Origin of the sequence: Citrobacter sp. wls706, assembly GCF_005281305.1 — a bacterium.
GTDB lineage: Bacteria > Pseudomonadota > Gammaproteobacteria > Enterobacterales > Enterobacteriaceae > Citrobacter > Citrobacter werkmanii.
Genome location: NZ_SZXG01000034.1, coordinates 91,258 through 111,167, shown reverse-complemented (window position 1 = coordinate 111,167; position 19,910 = coordinate 91,258). Strand labels below are relative to the sequence as shown.

At 51.6% G+C, this 19,910-nt stretch carries 19 protein-coding genes; 8 read left to right on the top strand and 11 right to left on the bottom strand.

Going from position 1 to position 19,910, the window contains the following annotated elements:
• Window positions 1-7: 7 nt before the first annotated feature.
• From FDW92_RS15895 to FDW92_RS15880, 4 genes are all read left to right on the top strand, one after another.
• Window positions 8-1,429: a DASS family sodium-coupled anion symporter gene (locus FDW92_RS15895; RefSeq protein ID WP_137400660.1), complete on the top strand. Its 1,422-nt coding sequence runs from the start codon at window positions 8-10 to the stop codon at window positions 1,427-1,429.
• A gap of 167 nt (window positions 1,430-1,596) precedes the next feature.
• Window positions 1,597-3,747, top strand: coding sequence for an ATP-dependent DNA helicase DinG (gene dinG, locus FDW92_RS15890; RefSeq protein WP_042309601.1), 2,151 nt, complete (start codon window positions 1,597-1,599; stop codon window positions 3,745-3,747).
• 28 nt (window positions 3,748-3,775) lie between these two features.
• Window positions 3,776-4,744, top strand: coding sequence for a DNA-binding protein YbiB (ybiB, locus tag FDW92_RS15885; RefSeq protein ID WP_042309599.1), 969 nt, complete (start codon window positions 3,776-3,778; stop codon window positions 4,742-4,744).
• Between the two features lie 160 nt (window positions 4,745-4,904).
• Complete coding sequence (locus FDW92_RS15880; protein WP_042309598.1) at window positions 4,905-5,990, top strand: malate/lactate/ureidoglycolate dehydrogenase; 1,086 nt, start codon at window positions 4,905-4,907, stop codon at window positions 5,988-5,990.
• A 97-nt stretch (window positions 5,991-6,087) separates the two neighbouring features.
• Here FDW92_RS15880 and ybiJ read toward each other — a convergent pair whose 3' ends face one another.
• From ybiJ to mcbA, 3 genes are all read right to left on the bottom strand, one after another.
• The gene (gene ybiJ, locus FDW92_RS15875) at window positions 6,088-6,348 is read right to left on the bottom strand and encodes a DUF1471 family protein YbiJ (protein ID WP_006685371.1); all 261 of its coding nucleotides are present in this window, start codon (window positions 6,346-6,348) and stop codon (window positions 6,088-6,090) included.
• A 301-nt stretch (window positions 6,349-6,649) separates the two neighbouring features.
• A complete protein-coding gene (locus FDW92_RS15870; protein ID WP_042309595.1) occupies window positions 6,650-6,916 on the bottom strand; it encodes a DksA/TraR family C4-type zinc finger protein in 267 nt (88 codons plus the stop codon).
• Between the two features lie 143 nt (window positions 6,917-7,059).
• The gene (gene mcbA, locus FDW92_RS15865) at window positions 7,060-7,320 is read right to left on the bottom strand and encodes a DUF1471 family periplasmic protein McbA (protein WP_006685368.1); all 261 of its coding nucleotides are present in this window, start codon (window positions 7,318-7,320) and stop codon (window positions 7,060-7,062) included.
• Between the two features lie 211 nt (window positions 7,321-7,531).
• On the opposite strand from mcbA, the gene rlmF reads away from it, so the two are divergent.
• Window positions 7,532-8,458, top strand: coding sequence for a 23S rRNA (adenine(1618)-N(6))-methyltransferase RlmF (gene rlmF, locus FDW92_RS15860; protein WP_042309591.1), 927 nt, complete (start codon window positions 7,532-7,534; stop codon window positions 8,456-8,458).
• Here rlmF and ybiO read toward each other — a convergent pair.
• The 6 genes from ybiO to rhtA all read right to left on the bottom strand — a co-directional run bounded on the left by ybiO (window position 8,455) and on the right by rhtA (window position 15,133).
• On the bottom strand, window positions 8,455-10,692 hold the full coding sequence (gene ybiO / locus FDW92_RS15855) for a mechanosensitive channel protein (protein ID WP_042309590.1): 2,238 nt from the start codon (window positions 10,690-10,692) through the stop codon (window positions 8,455-8,457). The genes rlmF and ybiO overlap by 4 nt on opposite strands.
• A gap of 117 nt (window positions 10,693-10,809) precedes the next feature.
• Window positions 10,810-11,532 (bottom strand): glutamine ABC transporter ATP-binding protein GlnQ, encoded by a 723-nt coding sequence (gene glnQ / locus FDW92_RS15850; RefSeq protein ID WP_042309588.1) that lies wholly within the window; start codon window positions 11,530-11,532, stop codon window positions 10,810-10,812.
• Entirely contained in the window at window positions 11,529-12,188 is a 660-nt protein-coding gene (gene glnP, locus FDW92_RS15845; protein ID WP_006685364.1) for a glutamine ABC transporter permease GlnP, read from the bottom strand. The genes glnQ and glnP overlap by 4 nt, the downstream gene beginning before the upstream one ends.
• Before the next feature lie 137 nt (window positions 12,189-12,325).
• Window positions 12,326-13,072, bottom strand: coding sequence for a glutamine ABC transporter substrate-binding protein GlnH (gene glnH, locus FDW92_RS15840; protein ID WP_038639115.1), 747 nt, complete (start codon window positions 13,070-13,072; stop codon window positions 12,326-12,328).
• Between the two features lie 365 nt (window positions 13,073-13,437).
• Complete coding sequence (gene dps, locus FDW92_RS15835) at window positions 13,438-13,941, bottom strand: DNA starvation/stationary phase protection protein Dps (RefSeq protein ID WP_038639118.1); 504 nt, start codon at window positions 13,939-13,941, stop codon at window positions 13,438-13,440.
• A 304-nt stretch (window positions 13,942-14,245) separates the two neighbouring features.
• Complete coding sequence (gene rhtA, locus FDW92_RS15830; protein ID WP_042309586.1) at window positions 14,246-15,133, bottom strand: threonine/homoserine exporter RhtA; 888 nt, start codon at window positions 15,131-15,133, stop codon at window positions 14,246-14,248.
• A gap of 400 nt (window positions 15,134-15,533) precedes the next feature.
• On the opposite strand from rhtA, the gene ompX reads away from it, so the two are divergent.
• The gene (ompX, locus tag FDW92_RS15825; protein ID WP_003035257.1) at window positions 15,534-16,049 is read left to right on the top strand and encodes an outer membrane protein OmpX; all 516 of its coding nucleotides are present in this window, start codon (window positions 15,534-15,536) and stop codon (window positions 16,047-16,049) included.
• A gap of 63 nt (window positions 16,050-16,112) precedes the next feature.
• Here ompX and FDW92_RS15820 read toward each other — a convergent pair whose 3' ends face one another.
• Together FDW92_RS15820 and mntS are read right to left on the bottom strand one after the other, a co-directional pair.
• On the bottom strand, window positions 16,113-17,699 hold the full coding sequence (locus FDW92_RS15820; RefSeq protein ID WP_042309583.1) for a phosphoethanolamine transferase: 1,587 nt from the start codon (window positions 17,697-17,699) through the stop codon (window positions 16,113-16,115).
• A gap of 277 nt (window positions 17,700-17,976) precedes the next feature.
• Window positions 17,977-18,105, bottom strand: a complete 129-nt coding sequence (gene mntS, locus FDW92_RS15815; RefSeq protein WP_042309581.1) for a manganase accumulation protein MntS — start codon at window positions 18,103-18,105, stop codon at window positions 17,977-17,979.
• A 186-nt stretch (window positions 18,106-18,291) separates the two neighbouring features.
• Here mntS and mntR point away from each other — a divergent pair, with 186 nt between their 5' ends.
• Together mntR and FDW92_RS15805 are read left to right on the top strand one after the other, a co-directional pair.
• The gene (mntR, locus tag FDW92_RS15810; protein WP_042309579.1) at window positions 18,292-18,765 is read left to right on the top strand and encodes a manganese-binding transcriptional regulator MntR; all 474 of its coding nucleotides are present in this window, start codon (window positions 18,292-18,294) and stop codon (window positions 18,763-18,765) included.
• Window positions 18,762-19,871 carry an anion transporter gene (locus FDW92_RS15805; protein ID WP_042309577.1) on the top strand — a complete coding sequence of 370 codons (1,110 nt, stop codon included), beginning with the start codon at window positions 18,762-18,764 and terminating at the stop codon, window positions 19,869-19,871. Before mntR ends, FDW92_RS15805 begins: the two co-directional genes overlap by 4 nt.
• Window positions 19,872-19,910: the final 39 nt, after the last annotated feature.

The window sequence follows — 19,910 nt, the reverse complement described above, 5'->3', positions numbered from 1 at the left end:
TATTTTTATGTCAACGAATTCTGTCGCGGGAAAATCCATTCTGGCGTTCCTGATACCGCTGGCGATTGGGGGGATAATTTGGTTTTATCCCGTACCTGATGGTCTGACGCCTCAGGCCTGGCATATGTTTGCTATTTTTGCCGCGACCATTGCCGCCATTCTTACCCAACCGCTCCCTTCGGGGGCGGTAATGTTGATTGCGCTTTGTGTGGTGATTTTTACCAAGACCTTGCCAGAGGCGAAAGCGCTGTCAGGGTTTGCTTCCGGTACGGTATGGCTCATCTTCTGCGCCTATGTTCTTTCTCTGGGGTTTGTTACCTCAGGGCTCGGGAAACGTATCGCGTATAAAATGTTATCGCTATTTGGCGGCAGTAGCCTGGGTATTGCCTATTCGCTGGGGGTATCCGATCTGATTATGGCTCCGGCAATGCCGTCAGTGACAGCCCGTTCCGGAGGGATTATTTTCCCTATCACTCGTTCAATCAATGACGTATTAGGTTCGGCTCCGGGAGTAACCGGCAAGCGTATTGGTGATTTTTTAACCATGGTGTGCTTTCAGTTTACGCCCATTACCGGGGCGATATTCCTCACCGGGATGGCGGCAAATCCGCTGGTGGCGAGTCTGGCTAAATCCTCATTAGGCGTCGAGATAACCTGGGGCGGGTGGTTTGTTTCCGCTGTTGTTCCTGCGATGGTCTGTTTCTGTTTGATGCCGCTTCTGGTCTATAAGTTGCTGGATCCTGAGCTTAAACGTACGCCAGAGGCAAAAGCGATGGGCAAGCAGGCGCTCGGTGAACTCGGTGCGATGAGCGGTAATGAGAAAAAGGTCGCGTTTGGCTTCGTGTTGGCATTGGTCGGCTGGGGCACCAGCTTAATCACGGGATTATCGGCAACCTCGGTTGGACTGGGATTGGCTGCTTATCTTTTCGCCTCTGGCGCAGTCAGCTGGAAAAGCCTGCTCAATGACCATGCAGCGTGGGACACGGTGATCTGGTTTAGCGTCATTATTAGCCTGGCAACCGGGCTTGCCGATCTGGGCTTTATTAAATGGATGACGATAAAACTGGGCAGCGGTATTCAGGGATTTGGCGCGATAGAGTCCTTTATTTTGCTGGGGATCCTCTATATTTACGTCCATTACCTCTTTGCGACCGCCACCGGCCACGTGGCTGCGCTGTATGCCCCTTTTGCGGCAACGGCGATCGCTGCGGGCGCACCGCCGATGATGGTCGCGATTTGCTTTGGTATCTTCAGTAATCTGATGTGGGGCAATACGGAATACGGTGGTGGACCTGGCCCTATCTATTTTGCCCAGGGTTATTTTGAACGCCCGCGCTTTTACAAAATCAACCTCTGTGTGGTGACGGCAAATGTCATTATCATTTTTGCCGTGGGTATGCTGTGGTGGAAGCTGCTGGGATACTATTAACCGACACGTTTATTCGGCCTGCAATGTACCTGACTGTAGGCCGTATAGGGTTCCCGGCAATTTAAGTCAACGCTGCGAAGCGCTTTCCAGAATGAGGGAAAAAGGTACATCCAGCGCCTGAAATGTGCCACAATAGTGGCTGTTTATACAGTATTTCAGGTTTTCTCATGGCACTTACGGCTGCGCTGAAAGCGCAAATCGCCGCCTGGTACAAGGCGCTTCAGGAACAGATCCCCGACTTTATCCCCCGGGCACCGCAGCGGCAGATGATTGCTGACGTCGCGAAAACGCTCTCCGGGGAAGAAGGGCGGCATCTGGCGATTGAAGCGCCGACTGGGGTGGGGAAAACCCTCTCCTATTTAATTCCGGGAATCGCCATTGCCCGTGAAGAACAAAAAACGCTGGTGGTTAGTACCGCCAACGTCGCTTTGCAGGATCAGATCTACAGCAAAGACCTGCCGTTACTGCGCAAAATTATTCCTGACCTGCGTTTTACCGCCGCGTTCGGTCGTGGGCGCTATGTCTGCCCGCGTAACTTAGCGGCGCTTGCCAGTACTGAACCCAATCAGCAGGATCTGTTGGCTTTTCTCGACGATGACCTGACGCCAAATAACCAGGAAGAACAAAAGCGCTGCGCCAGGCTGAAAGGCGACCTCGACACCTATAAATGGGACGGGCTGCGCGATCACACGGATATCGCTATTGATGACGGACTCTGGCAACGCCTGAGCACCGATAAGGCCAGCTGTCTGAATCGGAATTGTCACTATTATCGTGAATGTCCTTTTTTTGTTGCCCGCCGGGAGATTCAGGAAGCCGAAGTGGTGGTTGCTAACCATGCGCTGGTGATGGCCGCCATGGAAAGTGAAGCTGTTTTGCCGGAGCCGAAAAACCTGCTGCTGGTGCTTGATGAAGGCCACCACTTACCGGACGTTGCACGCGATGCGCTGGAGATGAGTGCGGAAATCAGCGCCCCCTGGTATCGACTACAGTTGGATCTGTTTTGTAAGTTAGTGGCAACCTGCCTGGAGCAGTTTCGCCCCAAAACCACGCCGCCGTTGGCAAATGCCGAGCGTCTGAACGGCCACTGCGAAGAGCTGTATGAACTGATTTCATCGCTCAACAATATTCTTAATCTGTATATGCCCGCCACCCAGGAAGCAGAACACCGTTTTGCGATGGGGGAATTGCCAGCGGAAGTGATGGAGATTTGTCAGCGCCTGGCTAAGCTCACGGAAATGCTGCGCGGTCTGGCGGAACTGTTCCTCAACGATCTCAGCGAAAAAACCGGCACCCACGATATTGTGCGTCTGCATCGGGTTATTTTGCAGATGAACCGGGCGCTGGGTATGTTCGAAGCGCAAAGCAAACTGTGGCGGCTGGCCTCGCTGGCGCAGTCGTCAGGCGCTCCGGTGAGTAAATGGGCGACGCGTGAAGTGCGTGACGGGCAGATCCATGTCTGGTTCCACTGCGTGGGGATCCGCGTGAGCGATCAACTGGAAAGACTGCTGTGGCGCAGCGTACCACATATTATCGTTACCTCCGCCACGCTGCGCTCGCTCAACAGTTTCTCGCGTCTGCAGGAGATGAGCGGCCTGAAAGAAAAGGCCGGTGACCGCTTCGTCGCACTGGATTCTCCGTTTAATCATGTTGAGCAAGGCAAAATTGTTATTCCGCAGATGCGCTACGAACCGTTGATGGAGAACGAAGAGCAGCATATCGCGGAAATGGCCGCCTATTTCCGCGAACAACTGGAAAGCAAAAAGCATCAGGGCATGCTGGTGCTGTTTGCCAGCGGTCGGGCGATGCAGCGTTTTCTTGAGCATGTCGCCGATCTACGTCTGCTGTTGCTGGTCCAGGGCGATCAGCCGCGCTATCGTCTGGTGGAGCTACACCGCAAACGGGTACAAAACGGTGAGCGTAGCGTGCTGGTGGGTCTGCAATCTTTTGCCGAAGGTCTGGATTTGAAAGGCGACCTGCTGACGCAGGTGCATATTCATAAAATCGCCTTTCCGCCAATCGACAGCCCGGTAGTGATCACCGAGGGTGAATGGCTGAAAAGCCTGAATCGTTATCCTTTCGAAGTGCAGAGTTTACCGGCCGCATCGTTTAATTTAATCCAGCAGGTCGGGCGACTCATCCGTAGCCACGGCTGCTGGGGGGACGTGGTTATTTATGACAAGCGTTTATTGACCAAAAACTACGGCAAGCGTTTACTGAATGCGTTACCCATATTTCCGATAGAGCAACCTGCTGTGCCAGACGTTATAGTAGAACCAAAAGAAAAAGCGAAACCCACGCGCCGCCGCAGGCGTTAACGATGTGAGCAACAGCAAGGAGTTATCGATGGATTACCGCAAAATCATCAAAGAGATTGGGCGAGGGAAAAACCACGCGCGTGATCTGGATAAGGATACTGCTCGCGGACTGTATACCCATATGCTGAACGGCGACGTACCGGAGCTTGAGATGGGTGGCGTACTGATTGCGCTACGTATTAAAGGCGAGGGTGAAGCGGAGATGCTGGGTTTTTACGAAGCGATGCAGAACCATACCCTTCGCCTGACGCCGCCGGTTGCTAAACCCATGCCCATTGTTATTCCCAGCTATAATGGCGCACGCAAGCAGGCGAATCTGACTCCGTTGCTGGCAATTTTACTGCACAAGCTGGGCTTTCCGGTAGTGGTGCACGGCGTCAGTGAAGATCCAACCCGCGTGCTGACAGAAACCATTTTCGAACTGATGGGCATTACGCCAACGCGGCATGCGGGACAGGCACAGGCAAAACTCGATGGTCATGAGCCGGTGTTTATCCCGGTGAGCGCGCTGTGTCCTCCGCTGGAGAAACAGCTGGCGATGCGCTGGAGAATGGGCGTGCGTAACAGCGCGCATACGTTGGCCAAGCTCGCCACGCCGTTTGCTGAAGATGCCGCGCTGCGTCTTTCCAGCGTGTCGCATCCGGAATATGTATCGCGCGTGGCGAAATTCTTTGGCGACATCGGTGGTCGCGGTCTGTTGATGCACGGCACCGAAGGCGAAGTGTATGCCAACCCGCAGCGCTGCCCGCAGATAAGCCTGATCGATTCCTCCGGCGTGCGCGTATTGCACGACCGCCAGAGTGAGATGCCTGACGAACCGGTACCGCTGCCGGTGGCAAAAGATCCGGAAACTACCGCGCGCTGGATAGAACGTTGTCTGGCCGGTAGCGAGCCTGTTCCGGCTTCGTTGAAAATACAGATGGCCTGCTGCCTGGTCGCAACCGGCGAATCTTCCTCGCTGGCTGAAGGTCTGGCTCGCGTCGGGCAAAGCTTCTAAATTCTTGTTTCCCCGACAGGCCATTTCCAGGCCTGTCGGTTCATTCTTTGCAACAACGTGAAATTTCTGCACGTTTATTGACCTCCTGACTGGCGTGGCGCAGCATAGTTTGTTGAAAAATAAGAAACACAACAAACACGCGACACAACAGGAGATAACAATGAACAGTGGACATCGCTTCCATGTGCCAACGCTGCACGCCTTCATTCAGGCCGTTTTTCACCAGATGGGGAGTAACGAGCAGGAAGCGCGGCTGGTGGCCGACCATCTGATTGCCTCTAACCTCGCCGGGCACGACTCCCACGGTATCGGCATGATCCCAAGCTATATTCGCTCCTTCTCGCAGGGACATCTGCAGATCAACCGTCATGCCAAAGTGGTAAAAGATGCGGGAGCGGTGATTACGCTTGATGGCGATTGCGCATTTGGTCAGGTGGCGGCGCACGAGGCAATGATGCTTGGGATTGAAAAAGCGCGCCAGTACGGTATCGCCGCCGTGGCGTTACACAATTCGCACCATATCGGACGCATTGGTTACTGGGCGGAACAATGTGCGGCGGCAGGTTTTGTCTCGGTGCACTTTGTGAATGTGGTGGGCATCCCGATGGTCGCACCGTTCCACGGTCGCGATAGCCGTTTTGGCACCAACCCTTTCTGCGTCGTTTTTCCGCGTAAAGATACCTTCCCGCTGTTGCTGGACTATGCAACCAGCGCTATCGCCTTTGGCAAAACCCGCGTGGCATGGCATAAGGGGGAACCGGTGGCTCCGGGATGTCTGATTGATGCCGAGGGTACACCGACTACCGATCCTGCTGTGATGCAGGTCTCTCCGCTGGGTTCGTTGCTGACCTTCGCTCAACACAAGGGTTATGCGCTGGCGGCGATGTGCGAAATTATGGGCGGCGCGCTTTCTGGTGGTAAAACCACACATGAGGAGAGCCTGCAGACCAGCGCGGACGCCATCATTAACTGCATGACCACCATCATTATGAACCCGGAACTGTTCGGCGCGCCGGACTGCGATAACCAGGTCGCGGCATTTGCTGAGTGGGTAAAAGCGTCCCCGCATGCCGATGACGCTCCGATCCTGTTGCCAGGGGAGTGGGAGGTGAATACTCGTGAGGAACGGCTGGAACTAGGTATTCCGCTGGATGCCGGAAGCTGGCAGGCAATTTGCGAAGCGGCGCGGCAAATAGGGATGTCCGACACCGTGTTACGAGAGTTTCGTCAACGGTTGGAACAGTAGGCAAAAAAAAGCCCGTCCAGTGGCGGACGGGCAAACAAAGGGTAACAAACAGGGTCAATGAGGGTTGGAGCATTGGGTCGTACAGGTATTCTTTCGGTTATTTATAGATAACCGCGGTGCCGCTCATTTTGTCGTTGCCGACAGCGGAGGTGATGTTGTAACCCGTTGCGCCGGCAGCGGCGGCTTTCTCAGCCAGTTTTGCTTCCAGACCATCCAGCGTGGTGGCGCCATCTGCCGAAACTACACCAATTTTATTCATGCTTTGTGCCTGAGTGGAGGAAACCGGCTCGGCAGCGAAAACGCCAAATGACAGGGTAGAAAGGGCGATGGCGGCAACGGCAAATTTGATATTTTTCATGATTAATCTCTCGCAGGTTTGTTCTGTTAGTCAGTGTTCTGGTAAGAAGACGTTGTTTCGTCGATGTGAGAAGTATCACGTTTTTTTATGCGAGAGAAAATCGAATAGAATTGACGGCATCAATCAAAAAAATTGAATGACAAATAACTTATTGAATATTAATAAATTCGAAAGAGGGATTTACAGTTCTTGTCATTGCGCTTTACAGAGAAAGCGGCAACGGCACATTTTGCTACACAGCATGCGAAAAAGCGTGCTCGTAAAGGAAATCGTCTGCGCTGAAACTTTTGGTAAAGATGAGTCAACGTAGCTGGCTGTCTTTCGAACCTCTGCGATTATATCCTGAAAATGCTAATTTATGTGAATCTTTATCCTGCTGGCAGGCGACGCATAAGCGTACGCCCGGTACCGCCTCACGTCTGGCCTGTGGGATAGGATTACCGCATTCTTCGCATTCATACAGACTTTCCCCGGTCGGTAATTCACCGCGGGCGCGGGCAACAGCATCTTCAATAGTATTGTTGATCTGCTCGTTAACTGCGTCGTCATTTGCCCATCCGGATGCCATATGTACCTCCTGTCATTGTCTACAGAATAAGTATAGCGAATATGATGGCTGAAAAACGACCATGCATCAGCGGTATCAGATTTCAGACCATTCGTGCAGGAAACTGCATTCGGGACGAATGCAGTTGGGCTGAGTGAAGTGGGTTACTTATAGATAGTGGCGCTGCCGTACATCTGGTTTTTACCGCCCGCAGAGTTAACGACAAAGCCTTTTGCGCCTTGCTCTTTTGCTTTCTCTGCCAGCTTGTCTTCGAGATCGCTCAGGTTAGAGGCTCCGGTAGCGAATACTGTACCGGAGGCCTGGAGCTGACCGGTGGCTGGGCTGGTGTTGGGCTGTGCGGCAAAGGACGCGAACGTCATACCGGTTAGTACGGTAGCAGCAAGTAATGTGAGGCATTTCTTCATGGTGATATCCTCTGAGAAACAACAGGTGGTGCCTGATAAGTTTAGGTCGCCTGCGGATGATATTTACCGCAAAAAATCGATGATGAATCGTCTGTTTTTTGAACGATTTATTCGGCATGAAACAGGCATAAAGAATCAAATTTCCTTGATGAGTGTGTTTACCGCGTGGCGTTATGCGGGTATCTTACGCCGCTGTTAAAAGGAGAATGCTATGTCCCCCCAGAAACCGGGATTACACCCACGCAACCGCCACAATGGCCGTTATGATCTTGCGACTTTATGCCAGGTTACCCCCGAGTTGACGCAATTTCTCATCCTCACGCCCGGCGGCGAGCAGAGCGTTAACTTCGCCAATCCGCAGGCAGTGAAGGCGCTCAATAAAGCACTGCTGGCGCATTTTTATGCGGTGAAAAACTGGGATATTCCAGACGGTTTTCTGTGCCCGCCAGTTCCTGGTCGTGCGGACTACATTCACCATCTGGCCGACCTGTTAGGTGAAACGACAGGAACCATTCCGGCAAATGCGAGCGTACTGGACGTGGGAGTAGGGGCCAATTGTATTTATCCGCTGATTGGCGTGCATGAATACGGCTGGCGATTCACCGGTAGCGAAACCAGTAGCGAAGCGTTTCACAGCGCTCAAGCGATCGTTAACGCCAATCCGGGGTTAACTCGCGCAATTCGTTTGCGCCGACAAAAAGATGCTGCGTCAATCTTCAACGGTATCATTCATAAAAACGAGCAGTATGAAGCCACTGTATGTAACCCGCCATTCCATGATTCTGCGGCCTCTGCGCGTGCCGGAAGCGAACGTAAGCGTCGTAATCTGGGTCAGGACAAAGATGATGCGCTGAACTTTGGCGGACAGCAGCAGGAGTTGTGGTGTGAAGGCGGCGAAGTGGCGTTCATCAAGAAAATGATCGCCGAAAGCCAGGCCTTTGGTCGGCAGGTGATGTGGTTTACCACGCTGGTTTCGCGCGGTGAGAATTTACCTCCGCTGTATCATGCATTAACGGATGCGGGCGCGGTGAAAGTGGTTAAAAAAGAGATGGCCCAGGGGCAAAAGCAGAGCCGCTTTATTGCCTGGACCTTTATGGATAACGATCAGCGTCGTCGTTTTATGGCGCGTAAACGCTAAAGCGTTGGCTCCCCTGGCGGCAGTTGATCGCTTGCCGCCGACGGAGGGCCATTCACCGGTGCAGGCAAGACCTGATACGTCTGTACCGGGGCGCGTACGTTGGCCAGATCGAAATGTTTCTTCACCTGGCTGTCGAGCGCGAAACGTACGGTCCACTGTTTCAGCGGCAGGGTCGTAAATGAGACCCGTAGCGTGAAAGCCGTATTAGTTAACCCGACGATCCCGGCAAACGATGGCTCGCCGATAATAAGCCCGCGAATATCGTCCTTTTCCATCAGCTCAGCGACAGCGTCTTTCAACGCCTGATTGGCTTTATCCGCATCCTCATGACGGTCGACATCGTAATTGGCGACGACCGAGCCAATGCCACGCACAAAGTTGGCGAAGGTGGTTATCGATGACCAGGGAATGATATGGTACGCCCCGGTATCCTGACGCACCCCCACAGAACGAATGGACATCCTTTCAACCGTACCGGTGAGTGGACCGATAGTGACTAAATCCCCGGTGTTCATACCATTTTCGAACTGAATGAAGATCCCGGTGATAATGTCTTTTACCAGCGTTTGCGAGCCGAAAGAGATCGCCAGCCCTAGCGCCCCGGCCCCGGCCAGCAAGGGGGCGATATTGACGCCAATTTCGGACAGCACAATCATGATGGTGATGGTGCTGATAACCACCGCCAGCGCATTGCGGAACAGCGTTAACAGCGTGCGGGTACGGGCACTGGGCAACGGGCGACCGTGAATATCGGAAGCCAGACGATTTTCAATCAGGCTGGCAAGGATCGTCCAGCCAATGGCGGAGAAGAAAAGAATCAGCGCGATACGAATCAGGATATCCACCGTTTTTTCTCCGGCGCCGTAATGCAGCCAGTTCCAGAAGTCGAACAATCCCCAGGCATTGAGCAGCAGCATCACCGCGACGCACACCGTCAGGATCCGGGCCACGCTTAACGCCGTCGACAGCCAGCCATTCAACCGTTTTTGTAATTCCGGATAGCTGCGCTGGGTATGTGGCGACAGGGTAATCGTTTTGGCTATCCAACGCGAAAGCATGCCGGAAACAAAGGCGGCAATGCCGATAATCACCAGGCTGCGTAACGTTGCGCCCATCATGAATTTCAGACTGTTGCCAGGGTCAAACAGCGAGAAGAAAAACAGCACAATGAAGTAAGCGCTGGCCAGCCAATGCCATACCAGCGCGAAGGCGCGGATAAACAGGCTGAAAAAGGCTAACGATCTTTCCGCCAGATTGAGCAAATGCTGTGTGATCTCTTTCTTATTTCTAAAAATAAGATACAGCGCCCATAGCGTGATACACAGCATGATGATGACGTTTGCCATCGCACCGACCTGCACGTTGACCTGGTTTGAGATAATAGGAACGGCAACAATCAGTCCGTAACCAATCAGGCTGCTCAATGAACTCAAACGGCGATTCCAGTAGCGCGCGCCGTCATCCTGAATGTTAAACGGGCGTAGCTCCGCTACCGTCGGGCAAAATATCAGACGTAAAATCGCCTTGAAGAACTCAATCAACGCAAAGGCATTGAGGAACAGGCTTTGCTGGAAAGCGATGGTGCGGCTCCCGGCGTTCATTCGATCGCTCAGAATCTGCCCTATAAACAACGTCAGCGCCAGCAGTAATAAATCGATAATAAATGCGCCGACGATCATTGCCGGAAGCTGTAGCCAGTTGCTGCGTTCGCGGTTTTTCCGTCGCGCCCATTGTCCCATTTTGCGATACAGCGGCAGCGCGCACAGGCGGATCAGCCAGTAAAACCCAAACACTGACGCTGCCAGCATTAAAAAATGGGTCAGGGCATTGGTGAAGGTTTGCGGGTTAAAGGTTTTATGCGGGGCGTCGGTGATGTTGCGGTAAAGCTGAGCAAAGCGGTCGGAAAGAACTTCACTATAGTGACGACCGACATCTGTCACGTTTTCCAACACCGTTTTTTCTTCAGTTAGCGTGGGGGGGACAATTACAGGCACGGGCTCGGGAGGAGGCGTTGCCGCGACTTTGCGCAATTGACCGATCAACTCCTGGCGCGATGCTTCATTGTCCAGTACGTCAGCCAGCGCGGCGTAAGCGGCTTTCTTTTGCTCAACATCAGGCTCTTTTGCGGGGGTGGCTTGCGGGTCGGCTGAAGTCGAGGTTGTGACGCCGGGTATCGTCACCGCGTGAGACGGTATGCTCAGCAGACAAAAGAAGACCAACAGGATCCAGCGCATGACTCCTCCCATGAGAAAATAAATTCAAAAGGATAAGTATAGATGCCAGAGCGTAAGAGAATGGAAATGAGAGGATTCTGGTGAAAACCTCCCTTCGGGCGAAGGGAGGTCAACGCATCAGGAAACGTGCTGCAAGAATTCCTGTAAACGCTGGCTGGGTGGATTTTCAATCAGGGCTTGCGGATTACCGTCTTCGGCAATACGTCCCTTATCAATGAAAATCAGACGTGAGGCCACTTTTTCGGCAAAGCCGATCTCGTGGGTCACAATCACCATGGTCATCCCTTCTTCCGCCAGATCCTGCATGACTTTCAGAACTTCGTGGCGCAGTTCAGGGTCAAGCGCTGAGGTTGGTTCATCAAACAGCATCATTTTCGGCTTCACTGCCAGTGCACGGGCGATAGCCACACGCTGTTGTTGACCGCCGGAAAGTTCAGAAGGGTAGTGATGCGCACGCTCGGCCAGGCCGACCTTAGCCAGTAATTCTTTCGCCAGCTTCTCTGCCTGTTCTTTATTCGCCCCGCGTACGCGCTGCGGTCCAAACATGACGTTTTCCAGCGCCGTCAGGTGGGGGAACAGGTAGAACTGCTGAAACACCATCCCGGCTTCCTGGCGAATTAACCGCTCATCGACCTTGGGATCGTTGACTTTCAGACCGTCGACGATCAGATCGCCGGAGGTTATCTCTTCCAGCTTGTTAATGCAGCGCAGCAGAGTAGATTTACCGGAACCGGACGGCCCGATGATGACCACAACTTCGCCCTGCTTAATGTTCAGATCAATATTGTGCAGCACCTGGGTAGGGCCAAAGTGCTTAGAAACGTTTTTAAATTCAATCACAGGATTTTCATCCTTCTTTCCAGACGACGCAGAATGAAGCTCAGCACCAGGGTAATGATCAGATAGAACACCGCAACGGCGCTCCAGATTTCCAGTGCGCGGAAGTTACCGGCAATGATTTCCTGCCCCTGACGGGTCAGTTCAGCGACGCCAATGACGATAAACAGCGAGGTATCTTTAATGCTGATGATCCACTGGTTGCCCAGCGGAGGCAGCATACGACGAAGTGCGAGAGGCAAAATAACGTGACGGATGGTCTCAGTGCGTGAAAGCCCAAGCGCCAGTCCGGCTTCACTGAATCCCTTATGGATTGAGAGCACCGCACCGCGGGTGATTTCCGCAATATAGGCACCGGAGTTGATCATGATGGTGACAACGGCGGCGCTAAAGGGGTCAATACGTAAATCGTTAAACGCCATTGGCAGGGCGAAGTAGATAAACATCACTTGCACAACGATTGGTGTACCGCGAATGACTTCGATAAACACCAGCGCTACGTGGTTGGCTATCCAACCGCCGAAAGTACGCGCAAACCCTGCTGCAAGCCCGATTACCAGACCGCCAGCCAGACCGAGGATCGAGATCCATAAGGTCATTTTGGCGCCTTCAATCAAAAGCGGGATGGCGGGCCAGATGGCACTCCAGTCAAACTGCATATGTCGTTCCTGTTACCGTGGTGTAAAGATTGAAATGCCCGTTTTGCCAGATGCGCTGTGCTTATCCGGTTTACAGGTCTCAAAAATACTGGGAAAGGCCCGGTATGCATCGCGCCACCGGGCATCACTGCCAGTTATTATTTAGGTTCAGTACCGAACCATTTTTTGTAGATCTCGTTATATGTGCCGTTCTCTTTCAGCGTTTTCAGCGCGCCGTTCACTTTCTCACGCAGGTCATTGCTGCCTTTCGGGAAGGCGATACCGTATTGTTGAGCTTCCAGCGAGTCACCTACGGCTTTGAACTGGCCGTTACCCGCGGTTTTGATGAAATAAAGAATATTTGGCGTGTCATGCAGCACGGCGTCTGCGCGGTTGGTGCCCAGTTCCATATAGGCGTTATCGATATTCGGGAACTGACGCAGGTCTTTGGTTTTGATATTAGCTTTCGCGTAATCAACGGAACCGGTGCCGCTCTTCACAGCAACAACTTTACCATCCAGGTCTTTCACGCTTTTAACGTCGTTATTATTCGCTTTGACCATCACTAACAGACCGCTTTTGTAGTAGCCGTCAGAGAAGTCGATCGCTTTTTTACGCTCGTCGGTGATGGTGATACCCGCCAGTGCCAGGTCGACGTTTTTGGTTTGCAGAGCCGGGATGATGCCGCTGAAATCCATTGGTTTCAGTTCATAATCCAGCTTCAATTCTTTGGCGACGGCAGCCCACAGATCCACATCAAATCCAACGTATTTGTCACCCTGTTTGAATTCGAACGGTACAAACGCGGTGTCAGTTGCGACAACCAGTTTCTTATCTGCGGCATGGGAGGACACCGCAAAAGCCAGGGTAAGTGCAGCCAGTGAAACTTTTAATACAGACTTCATAGGATTTCCTTTTATATCCACGGGGCGATCCCCTGCGAGAACATATGGCTTAATGAAAAAATCGTGCCACTTTTGCAACTCATTGTTTTAAAAAGAAGGTGCCTCTCTTCTCTGCACAATAAGTAGGGCAAAGTGGGTGATCTGCACTGTTTTGGGGCACCCATTTGGTGCGTACCTGACACGGTGCAAACGGTATGACTATTTAGCGTAAAAATTGTTGATAAAACAATCTTTCGTTAACGATTGTGTGAGGTGATTATTACAATTAATTTACTTTGGAGTGACGAATGATCAATGTTATGCACCATAAATGTGCAAAACCCCCGCCGGAGCGAGGGTTTTATAGGTAATTCTTATGTCTGCTGTTATTCAATGTTGGCTTCGATAAACCACAGGAATTTGTCGAGATCGCGTGACGCAGCGGTGAAGATATCCGCTGTATCTTCGTCTTTTGCTTCGCTAATGGCTTTACGTACGCTGTTGGCGACCACTGCATAACGATCGGCCAGTTCTTTTAAGTGGTCCTGCACGCTATGGATATCCAGTGGATAGCTTTTCAGTGGCGTTTTGCTGTTAATGACCTGGGTCGTACCCAGTGCCACACCGCCTAACTGTACGGCGCGCTCAGCCATGGTATCGAGATGATCGGTCAGGGCAGTACGGAAGCCATCCAGCATTTCATGGACAGCAATAAAGTTCGCGCCGCGCATGTTCCAGTGAGCCTGTTTAGTGATCAACGACAGGTCGATGAACTGGATCACTTGCTGATTCAGCAGTTCTACCGTGGCTTTCTTTTCGCTGTCTGTCACATCGTTGCGAGTATAAACGAGGGCGGATGCTTTTGTTTTTACCAGTTTTGCGGTACTCATATTTTCATATCCTCTTGATATTTATGTCCCAACTCTTCAACGGGAATAAGTATAGCGCTAATTTTGGATTTATTTTTCCGGTGTTACCTATTGCTTTAATAGCGAAGAGATGAATGGAAATAAAATAATCAATAAAATCATTGATATACATGATGCCATTACAACGAAATGTTATTTTTATGTTAATGTAAAAAATTAAAAGAAATACGTGGGTGGGTACAAGATATTTATTAGAAAATTATCACGCAGATTAACAAGTGGATATTCTGCATGATTATGCAAACCATGCAGAATATTAAGGGGGTTAATTCACGTCAACTTGCTTAATTTGCGGTTCTTTGCGAATAGTGAGTGTAGAACCCATTGATGCGGCAATAATAGCCCCCAGGGCCAGCGTCTGGATAAGCGTTAACGTTTCACCAAGGAAGATCATTCCCGAAACCGCAGCCAGCGCGGGTTCCATACTCATTAACGTACCAAAAGTACGCGTTGGCAGTCGCGTTAGTGCGATCATCTCTAATGAGTAGGGGAGCGCGGTGGAGAGTACGGCCACGGCCAGGCCCAACGGCAGTATTGACCAGTGCCACAGGGCATCGCCGGCCTGAATCGCGCCAATGGGAACAAAAATCAGCGCAGCGATTAATGAACCGACCGCTACGGTTGCCGGACCGTGTTCTGCGCCGGCACGCTGGCCGGTGAGAATATAAACGGCCCAACAGGCGCCAGCTCCCAGCGCCAGCGCTGCGCCGGTTAAATCAACATGAGAAACGTCCTGGCCAAGCGGTAACAGGAACCAAAGCCCAAGAACGGCCAGGGCTACCCAAATAAAATCTACAGGGCGTCTGGATGAAAACAACGCCACTGCGAGCGGGCCGGTAAACTCCAGCGCCACGGCAATTCCCAGCGGGACGGTCTGAATAGACAGATAAAAGAGGTAGTTCATCCCGCCAAGAGACAGACCATAAAACAGCAGCGGCAGGCGCTGTTCTTTAGCAAAACGTAAACGCCAGGGTTTAAAGAAGGCGATAAGGATGAGTGTGCCCAGCGCGAGGCGCAGCGCGGTAACACCTGGTGCACCGACGAGTGGGAACAGCGATTTTGCCAGTGATGCACCGCTTTGAATGGAAGACATAGCAATAAGTAAAACCAAAATTGGTAACCAAACTGGCGCTTTTCGTAACGACCCCGGCATCCTTTCTCCTGACAAATGATGGTTACATCTCTTCATCTGCGCGGCGTTGCGACGCGGATGGCAAAATGTATAGAAAAGTAAAACAGCGAGTGTAATGGAAATACACTCAACTGGTTGAGTATTGGTTGAAAAAAAAATTCTTCAGATCCGTACAATGGTACGAAATTGGTGGATTAATAATCTGCGTGATTAGGAATTATCTGGATGAATGTGTCGTATTGTGCGCGCAATAATGGCTCATTAGCTTGAAAAAGTGGTGTAAATTGAAAGGTATAGCTGGTTTGTGAAATGTTTTGTTACATGAAAGAGCCCGTTAGACACCGCGAATCGCAAAGAGTTTCCCATCAATTTTTGTTATATTTAAAACTTAGGATTTACTTGAAGCACATTTGAGGTGGTTATGAAAAAAATTGCATGTCTTTCAGCACTGGCCGCTGTTCTGGCTTTCTCCGCAGGTACTGCTGTAGCTGCTACTTCTACCGTTACTGGTGGTTACGCTCAGAGTGATGCTCAGGGCGCAGCGAACAAAATGAACGGTTTCAACCTGAAGTATCGCTACGAGCAGGACAACAACCCGCTGGGTGTAATCGGTTCCTTCACTTACACTGAAAAAGACCGTACCGATGCTTCTGGCGACTACAACAAAACCCAGTACTACGGCATCACTGCTGGTCCGGCTTACCGTCTGAACGACTGGGCAAGCATCTACGGTGTAGTGGGTGTTGGTTACGGTAAATTCCAGAACGCAGCATCTCCGGCTGACAACCACACCACCAGCGACTACGGTTTCTCTTACGGTGCTGGTCTGCAGTTCAACCCGATCGAAAACGTTGCTCTGGACTTCTCCTACGAGCAGAGCCGTATTCGTAGCGTTGACGTCGGCACCTGGATCGCTGGCGTGGGTTACCGCTTCTAATCACTTCGGTGATATAAAAAATCCGCCTTTTGAGGCGGATTTTTTTTGCGTGTAATTTAGAGATTAACGAGATTTGGTCTCAAAGATATCGGTACCCAAATGGTTGTAATCCACCTTCTGCAGTTTGAAGTTGGTGATATACACTGGCCCGGCCTTTTTCTCTGAGATAAAACGGTAGCTGTTGGTAATTTCCTTCGCGCTGATCCCCGTCCATTGAGAGAAAAAGCTAAGAAAATCATTCGCAGAGCGACGGGCTTTTATCACCCGATGGGCTTTATCATCGCTCGACAGCACCATAAAAGGTACCTGGAAATTCTGCTGGAAACGGTCGTCATGCGCCAGGTACTGCACCTCTTTTCCCCGCTCTTTAAAAGCGAGGCCATGATCGGAGAAATAGACCATCGAGAAGCTGGTACCGCTGTTGCGTAATTGCTCGTAAAGCTGGCGCAGCAGGTCATCCGTCTGCGTCATGGTGTACAGATAGCAAGATGTCTCCTTTGACTGGACGAAGGTCTCGTATTTTCCTTGCGTACGGTCGCAAGCCTGCGGATGTGAACCCATTAAATGCAGCACGATAAGCTGCGGCTGAGTTCGCTCGGTGGCCAGCACCTGGGCAGTCATCTTCAACAGCTCTTCGTCACGGGTATTTTTATCCGCTTCGAAATCACCGTTTTTGAGGAAGTGCACTTCATCAGCTCGTTTTGCGATACTGGCGATAGCCGTATCGTATTCACCAATCTGCCCCTGATTGGAAAACCACCACGTCTGGAATCCCGCGCGGTTGGCCAGAGTGACAAAGTTATCCTGGAACTGAGGTTTATTATCAACAACCCGATTAAGCGTTAAGCCAAGCGATTTTTGCGTTGAACCGCTTGCGGCAATGTAATCTGCGAACAGATAGCCGTTAACGGAACTGGCAAACGGGGTGTTGTCCCAGTGACCGCCAAACGCACCTAATGCGTCGCGGCGGGCGCTTTCACCAATGACCACGACATAGGTGTGATACTTTGGTTTCACGGCGGTTACCGTCCAGCTATCTTTCACACTCGACAGCTTCGCCATGCGCTCCTGTTCATCGAGCACTTCGTTATTATTGACGATCACGTCTTTGGCAAAGCGGAAAACCGGATAACCGGTGTCCTTAAGCTTGAACACGCCGCCCCAGGCCAGGTTTTGTACCGGGGTAACAAAAAACGCGACGACGCTAAATAACAAACACAGGCTGTCGTATTTATTCCAGCTGCGCTTTTGCGTTTCTTTTTTACGGCGTACGGCGATAACGCCGAGGGCAAAAATAAATACCCCAACCAGATAATTGTACCAGGGGAAGATGGTCAGGATTTCGGTGGACTCTTCCATATTGGTTGAGTGCAGCGCCAGCAACGTATTGAAGTTAGGCGAACCATAAGCCTGACCAAACGGAAAGTACATTGCCGCAATAAGTGAGCAAATGCCAATCAGCACTTTCTGCGCGCGCGGGGCGCTACGCCACAGCAGCATTAATATACAGGTGAAAGCAACGCTGTAGAGCAAGCTAAGCGGATAGCCCAACGCTAGGTTGATCAACATAGACTGTAAGAAATAGAGGCCAGTCCACGGACTAATGGCCCGGCTACGAGCAATGATTGAATCTTTGAGGGTTAAATTCATACGCCACTAATGCAAAAACGCCATGTGCTTACCCTGGCGTTAAGGGTCATTGCCTGCCTGAGAGAGCGAGAAGAGGGATAGGGTCCGCATCCGCGAGCCGCAATATACGCAGGGCTGCGAAAAGATAGAGTGTGCATGAGAGAAGGTCAACTACTACAAGGAAATTGTTTTGCGAGAGAGGTGGCAAAACTGACAAAAAGAAGGGTTATTGGGACGAAAGCCACTACTGTACCCCGGACGACAGCAGGGAAAGGAAGCGGCGTACCGCGACGCCGCATTATTTTCCTGAAGGTTTATCCTGCTCTGGTTTGCTGTTGATCATGTCACACAGCATAGAGATCAGCATCAACCGTACTTTAAAGGGAGAGTGGCTAAACACGCGTATACACCTCTTAAATTCATTCATATAAACCTCCTGACTTCACGATCCCATCGGTCCTTGAGGGATGTCTTTATTATATACAGATATAGCACAGGCTATATTATATAGCTATTGCTAAAACGTTAATTTTTTGTGCCCACGCAACTCTGGTTTACAATGAGCGCTCTCTAATCAGATGCCGTTAACGCGTCACAGTAACGAGGAAGTAGAATGAGTCGTCGCGCAGGTATGCCAACAACAAAAAAAGTGACGCAATTGGTGAATGTCGAAGAACACGTTGAAGGATTTCGTCAGGTCCGGGAGGCGCATCGCCGCGAGCTGATTGATGACTACGTAGAGCTGATTTCCGATCTCATTATTGAGGTGGGTGAAGCGCGCCAGGTGGATATGGCTGCCCGACTCGGGGTTTCCCAGCCGACGGTTGCCAAAATGTTGAAGCGCCTTGCTTCAGTCGGGTTGATTGAAATGATCCCCTGGCGCGGGGTGTTTTTAACCGCAGAAGGCGAACGCCTGGCCCAGGAGAGCCGGGAGCGTCATCAGATTGTGGAAAATTTCCTGTTGATGTTAGGTATCAGCCCGGAAATTGCCCGCCGTGACGCTGAGGGAATGGAGCACCACGTCAGTAAGGAAACGCTGGAGGCTTTTAGCCGTTTTACGCAACAGCAAGGATCTGGCTCTGAATGAGTTTTCCTTTACTACGCGCCTTGCAGCGCGATCGTTTTTTCCAGCTGTTAATCATCGTCGGGGTTGTTCTGAGCGTGTTCACGCCATTTACGCCCCGCTCCTGGCCTGGAGCGATTGACTGGCACACCATTATTACCCTTAGCGGCCTGATGTTACTGACCAAAGGCGTTGAATTAAGCGGTTACTTCGATGTGTTAGGGCGCAAGATGACCCGCCGTTTTCACACAGAACGCCAACTGGCGATATTTATGGTGCTGGCGGCGGCGCTACTGTCGACGTTTCTGACCAACGATGTTGCGTTGTTTATTGTTGTCCCGCTGACCATCACCCTGAAAAAATTATGCGCCATTCCGGTAAATCGCCTGATTATCTTTGAGGCGCTGGCGGTAAACGCTGGATCGTTGCTTACGCCAATAGGCAATCCGCAAAATATCCTGATGTGGGGGCGCTCCGGGTTGTCATTTACCGCGTTTACCTGGCAAATGGCGCCGCTCGCGAGTGCCATGATGCTGACGCTGGTGGTGCTGTGCTGGTTCAGTTTCCCAAACAAAGCATTGCACTATCATACCGGGACGCGCGCGCCGGACTGGCAACCACGCCTGGTGTGGAGCTGTCTGGCGCTGTATATCATATTTCTGACGGCGCTGGAGTTAAAACAAGAGTTGTGGGGCCTGGCGATTGTGGCGGCGGGATTCATGGTTCTGGCGCGTCGCGTCATCCTCAGCGTGGACTGGACGCTGCTGCTGGTGTTTATGGCGATGTTCATTGATGTGCATTTGCTGACGCAGCTACCGGCATTGCAGGGGATAACCCACCAGATTGGCACGCTCTCTGCGCCGGGTCTTTGGTTGACGGCCATTGGCCTGTCGCAGTTTATCAGTAATGTGCCCAGTACAATTTTATTGCTGAACTACGTTCCGCCGACGCTGTTGCTGGCCTGGGCAGTTAATGTGGGCGGCTTCGGACTGCTGCCGGGATCGCTGGCAAATCTTATTGCTTTACGCATGGCAAACGACCGACGGATTTGGTGGCGTTTTCATTGGTATTCGCTGCCGATGCTGATATGGGCGGGACTGGTAGGGTATGGTTTGCTGCAGGTGATGTGAGGATTATGCCCGATAAGCGTGGCGCCATCGGGCATATAT

Bases quoted from the DNA above. Each gene is read 5' to 3' on its own strand.
- FDW92_RS15895 (WP_137400660.1), top strand. From the start codon at position 8: ATGTCAACGAATTCTGTCGCGGGAAAATCCATTCTGGCGTTCCTGATA.
- dinG (WP_042309601.1), top strand. From the start codon at position 1,597: ATGGCACTTACGGCTGCGCTGAAAGCGCAAATCGCCGCCTGGTACAAG.
- ybiB (WP_042309599.1), top strand. From the start codon at position 3,776: ATGGATTACCGCAAAATCATCAAAGAGATTGGGCGAGGGAAAAACCAC.
- FDW92_RS15880 (WP_042309598.1), top strand. From the start codon at position 4,905: ATGAACAGTGGACATCGCTTCCATGTGCCAACGCTGCACGCCTTCATT.
- ybiJ (WP_006685371.1), bottom strand. From the start codon at position 6,348: ATGAAAAATATCAAATTTGCCGTTGCCGCCATCGCCCTTTCTACCCTG.
- FDW92_RS15870 (WP_042309595.1), bottom strand. From the start codon at position 6,916: ATGGCATCCGGATGGGCAAATGACGACGCAGTTAACGAGCAGATCAAC.
- mcbA (WP_006685368.1), bottom strand. From the start codon at position 7,320: ATGAAGAAATGCCTCACATTACTTGCTGCTACCGTACTAACCGGTATG.
- rlmF (WP_042309591.1), top strand. From the start codon at position 7,532: ATGTCCCCCCAGAAACCGGGATTACACCCACGCAACCGCCACAATGGC.
- ybiO (WP_042309590.1), bottom strand. From the start codon at position 10,692: ATGCGCTGGATCCTGTTGGTCTTCTTTTGTCTGCTGAGCATACCGTCT.
- glnP (WP_006685364.1), bottom strand. From the start codon at position 12,188: ATGCAGTTTGACTGGAGTGCCATCTGGCCCGCCATCCCGCTTTTGATT.
- glnH (WP_038639115.1), bottom strand. From the start codon at position 13,072: ATGAAGTCTGTATTAAAAGTTTCACTGGCTGCACTTACCCTGGCTTTT.
- dps (WP_038639118.1), bottom strand. From the start codon at position 13,941: ATGAGTACCGCAAAACTGGTAAAAACAAAAGCATCCGCCCTCGTTTAT.
- rhtA (WP_042309586.1), bottom strand. From the start codon at position 15,133: ATGCCGGGGTCGTTACGAAAAGCGCCAGTTTGGTTACCAATTTTGGTT.
- ompX (WP_003035257.1), top strand. From the start codon at position 15,534: ATGAAAAAAATTGCATGTCTTTCAGCACTGGCCGCTGTTCTGGCTTTC.
- FDW92_RS15820 (WP_042309583.1), bottom strand. From the start codon at position 17,699: ATGAATTTAACCCTCAAAGATTCAATCATTGCTCGTAGCCGGGCCATT.
- mntS (WP_042309581.1), bottom strand. From the start codon at position 18,105: ATGAATGAATTTAAGAGGTGTATACGCGTGTTTAGCCACTCTCCCTTT.
- mntR (WP_042309579.1), top strand. From the start codon at position 18,292: ATGAGTCGTCGCGCAGGTATGCCAACAACAAAAAAAGTGACGCAATTG.
- FDW92_RS15805 (WP_042309577.1), top strand. From the start codon at position 18,762: ATGAGTTTTCCTTTACTACGCGCCTTGCAGCGCGATCGTTTTTTCCAG.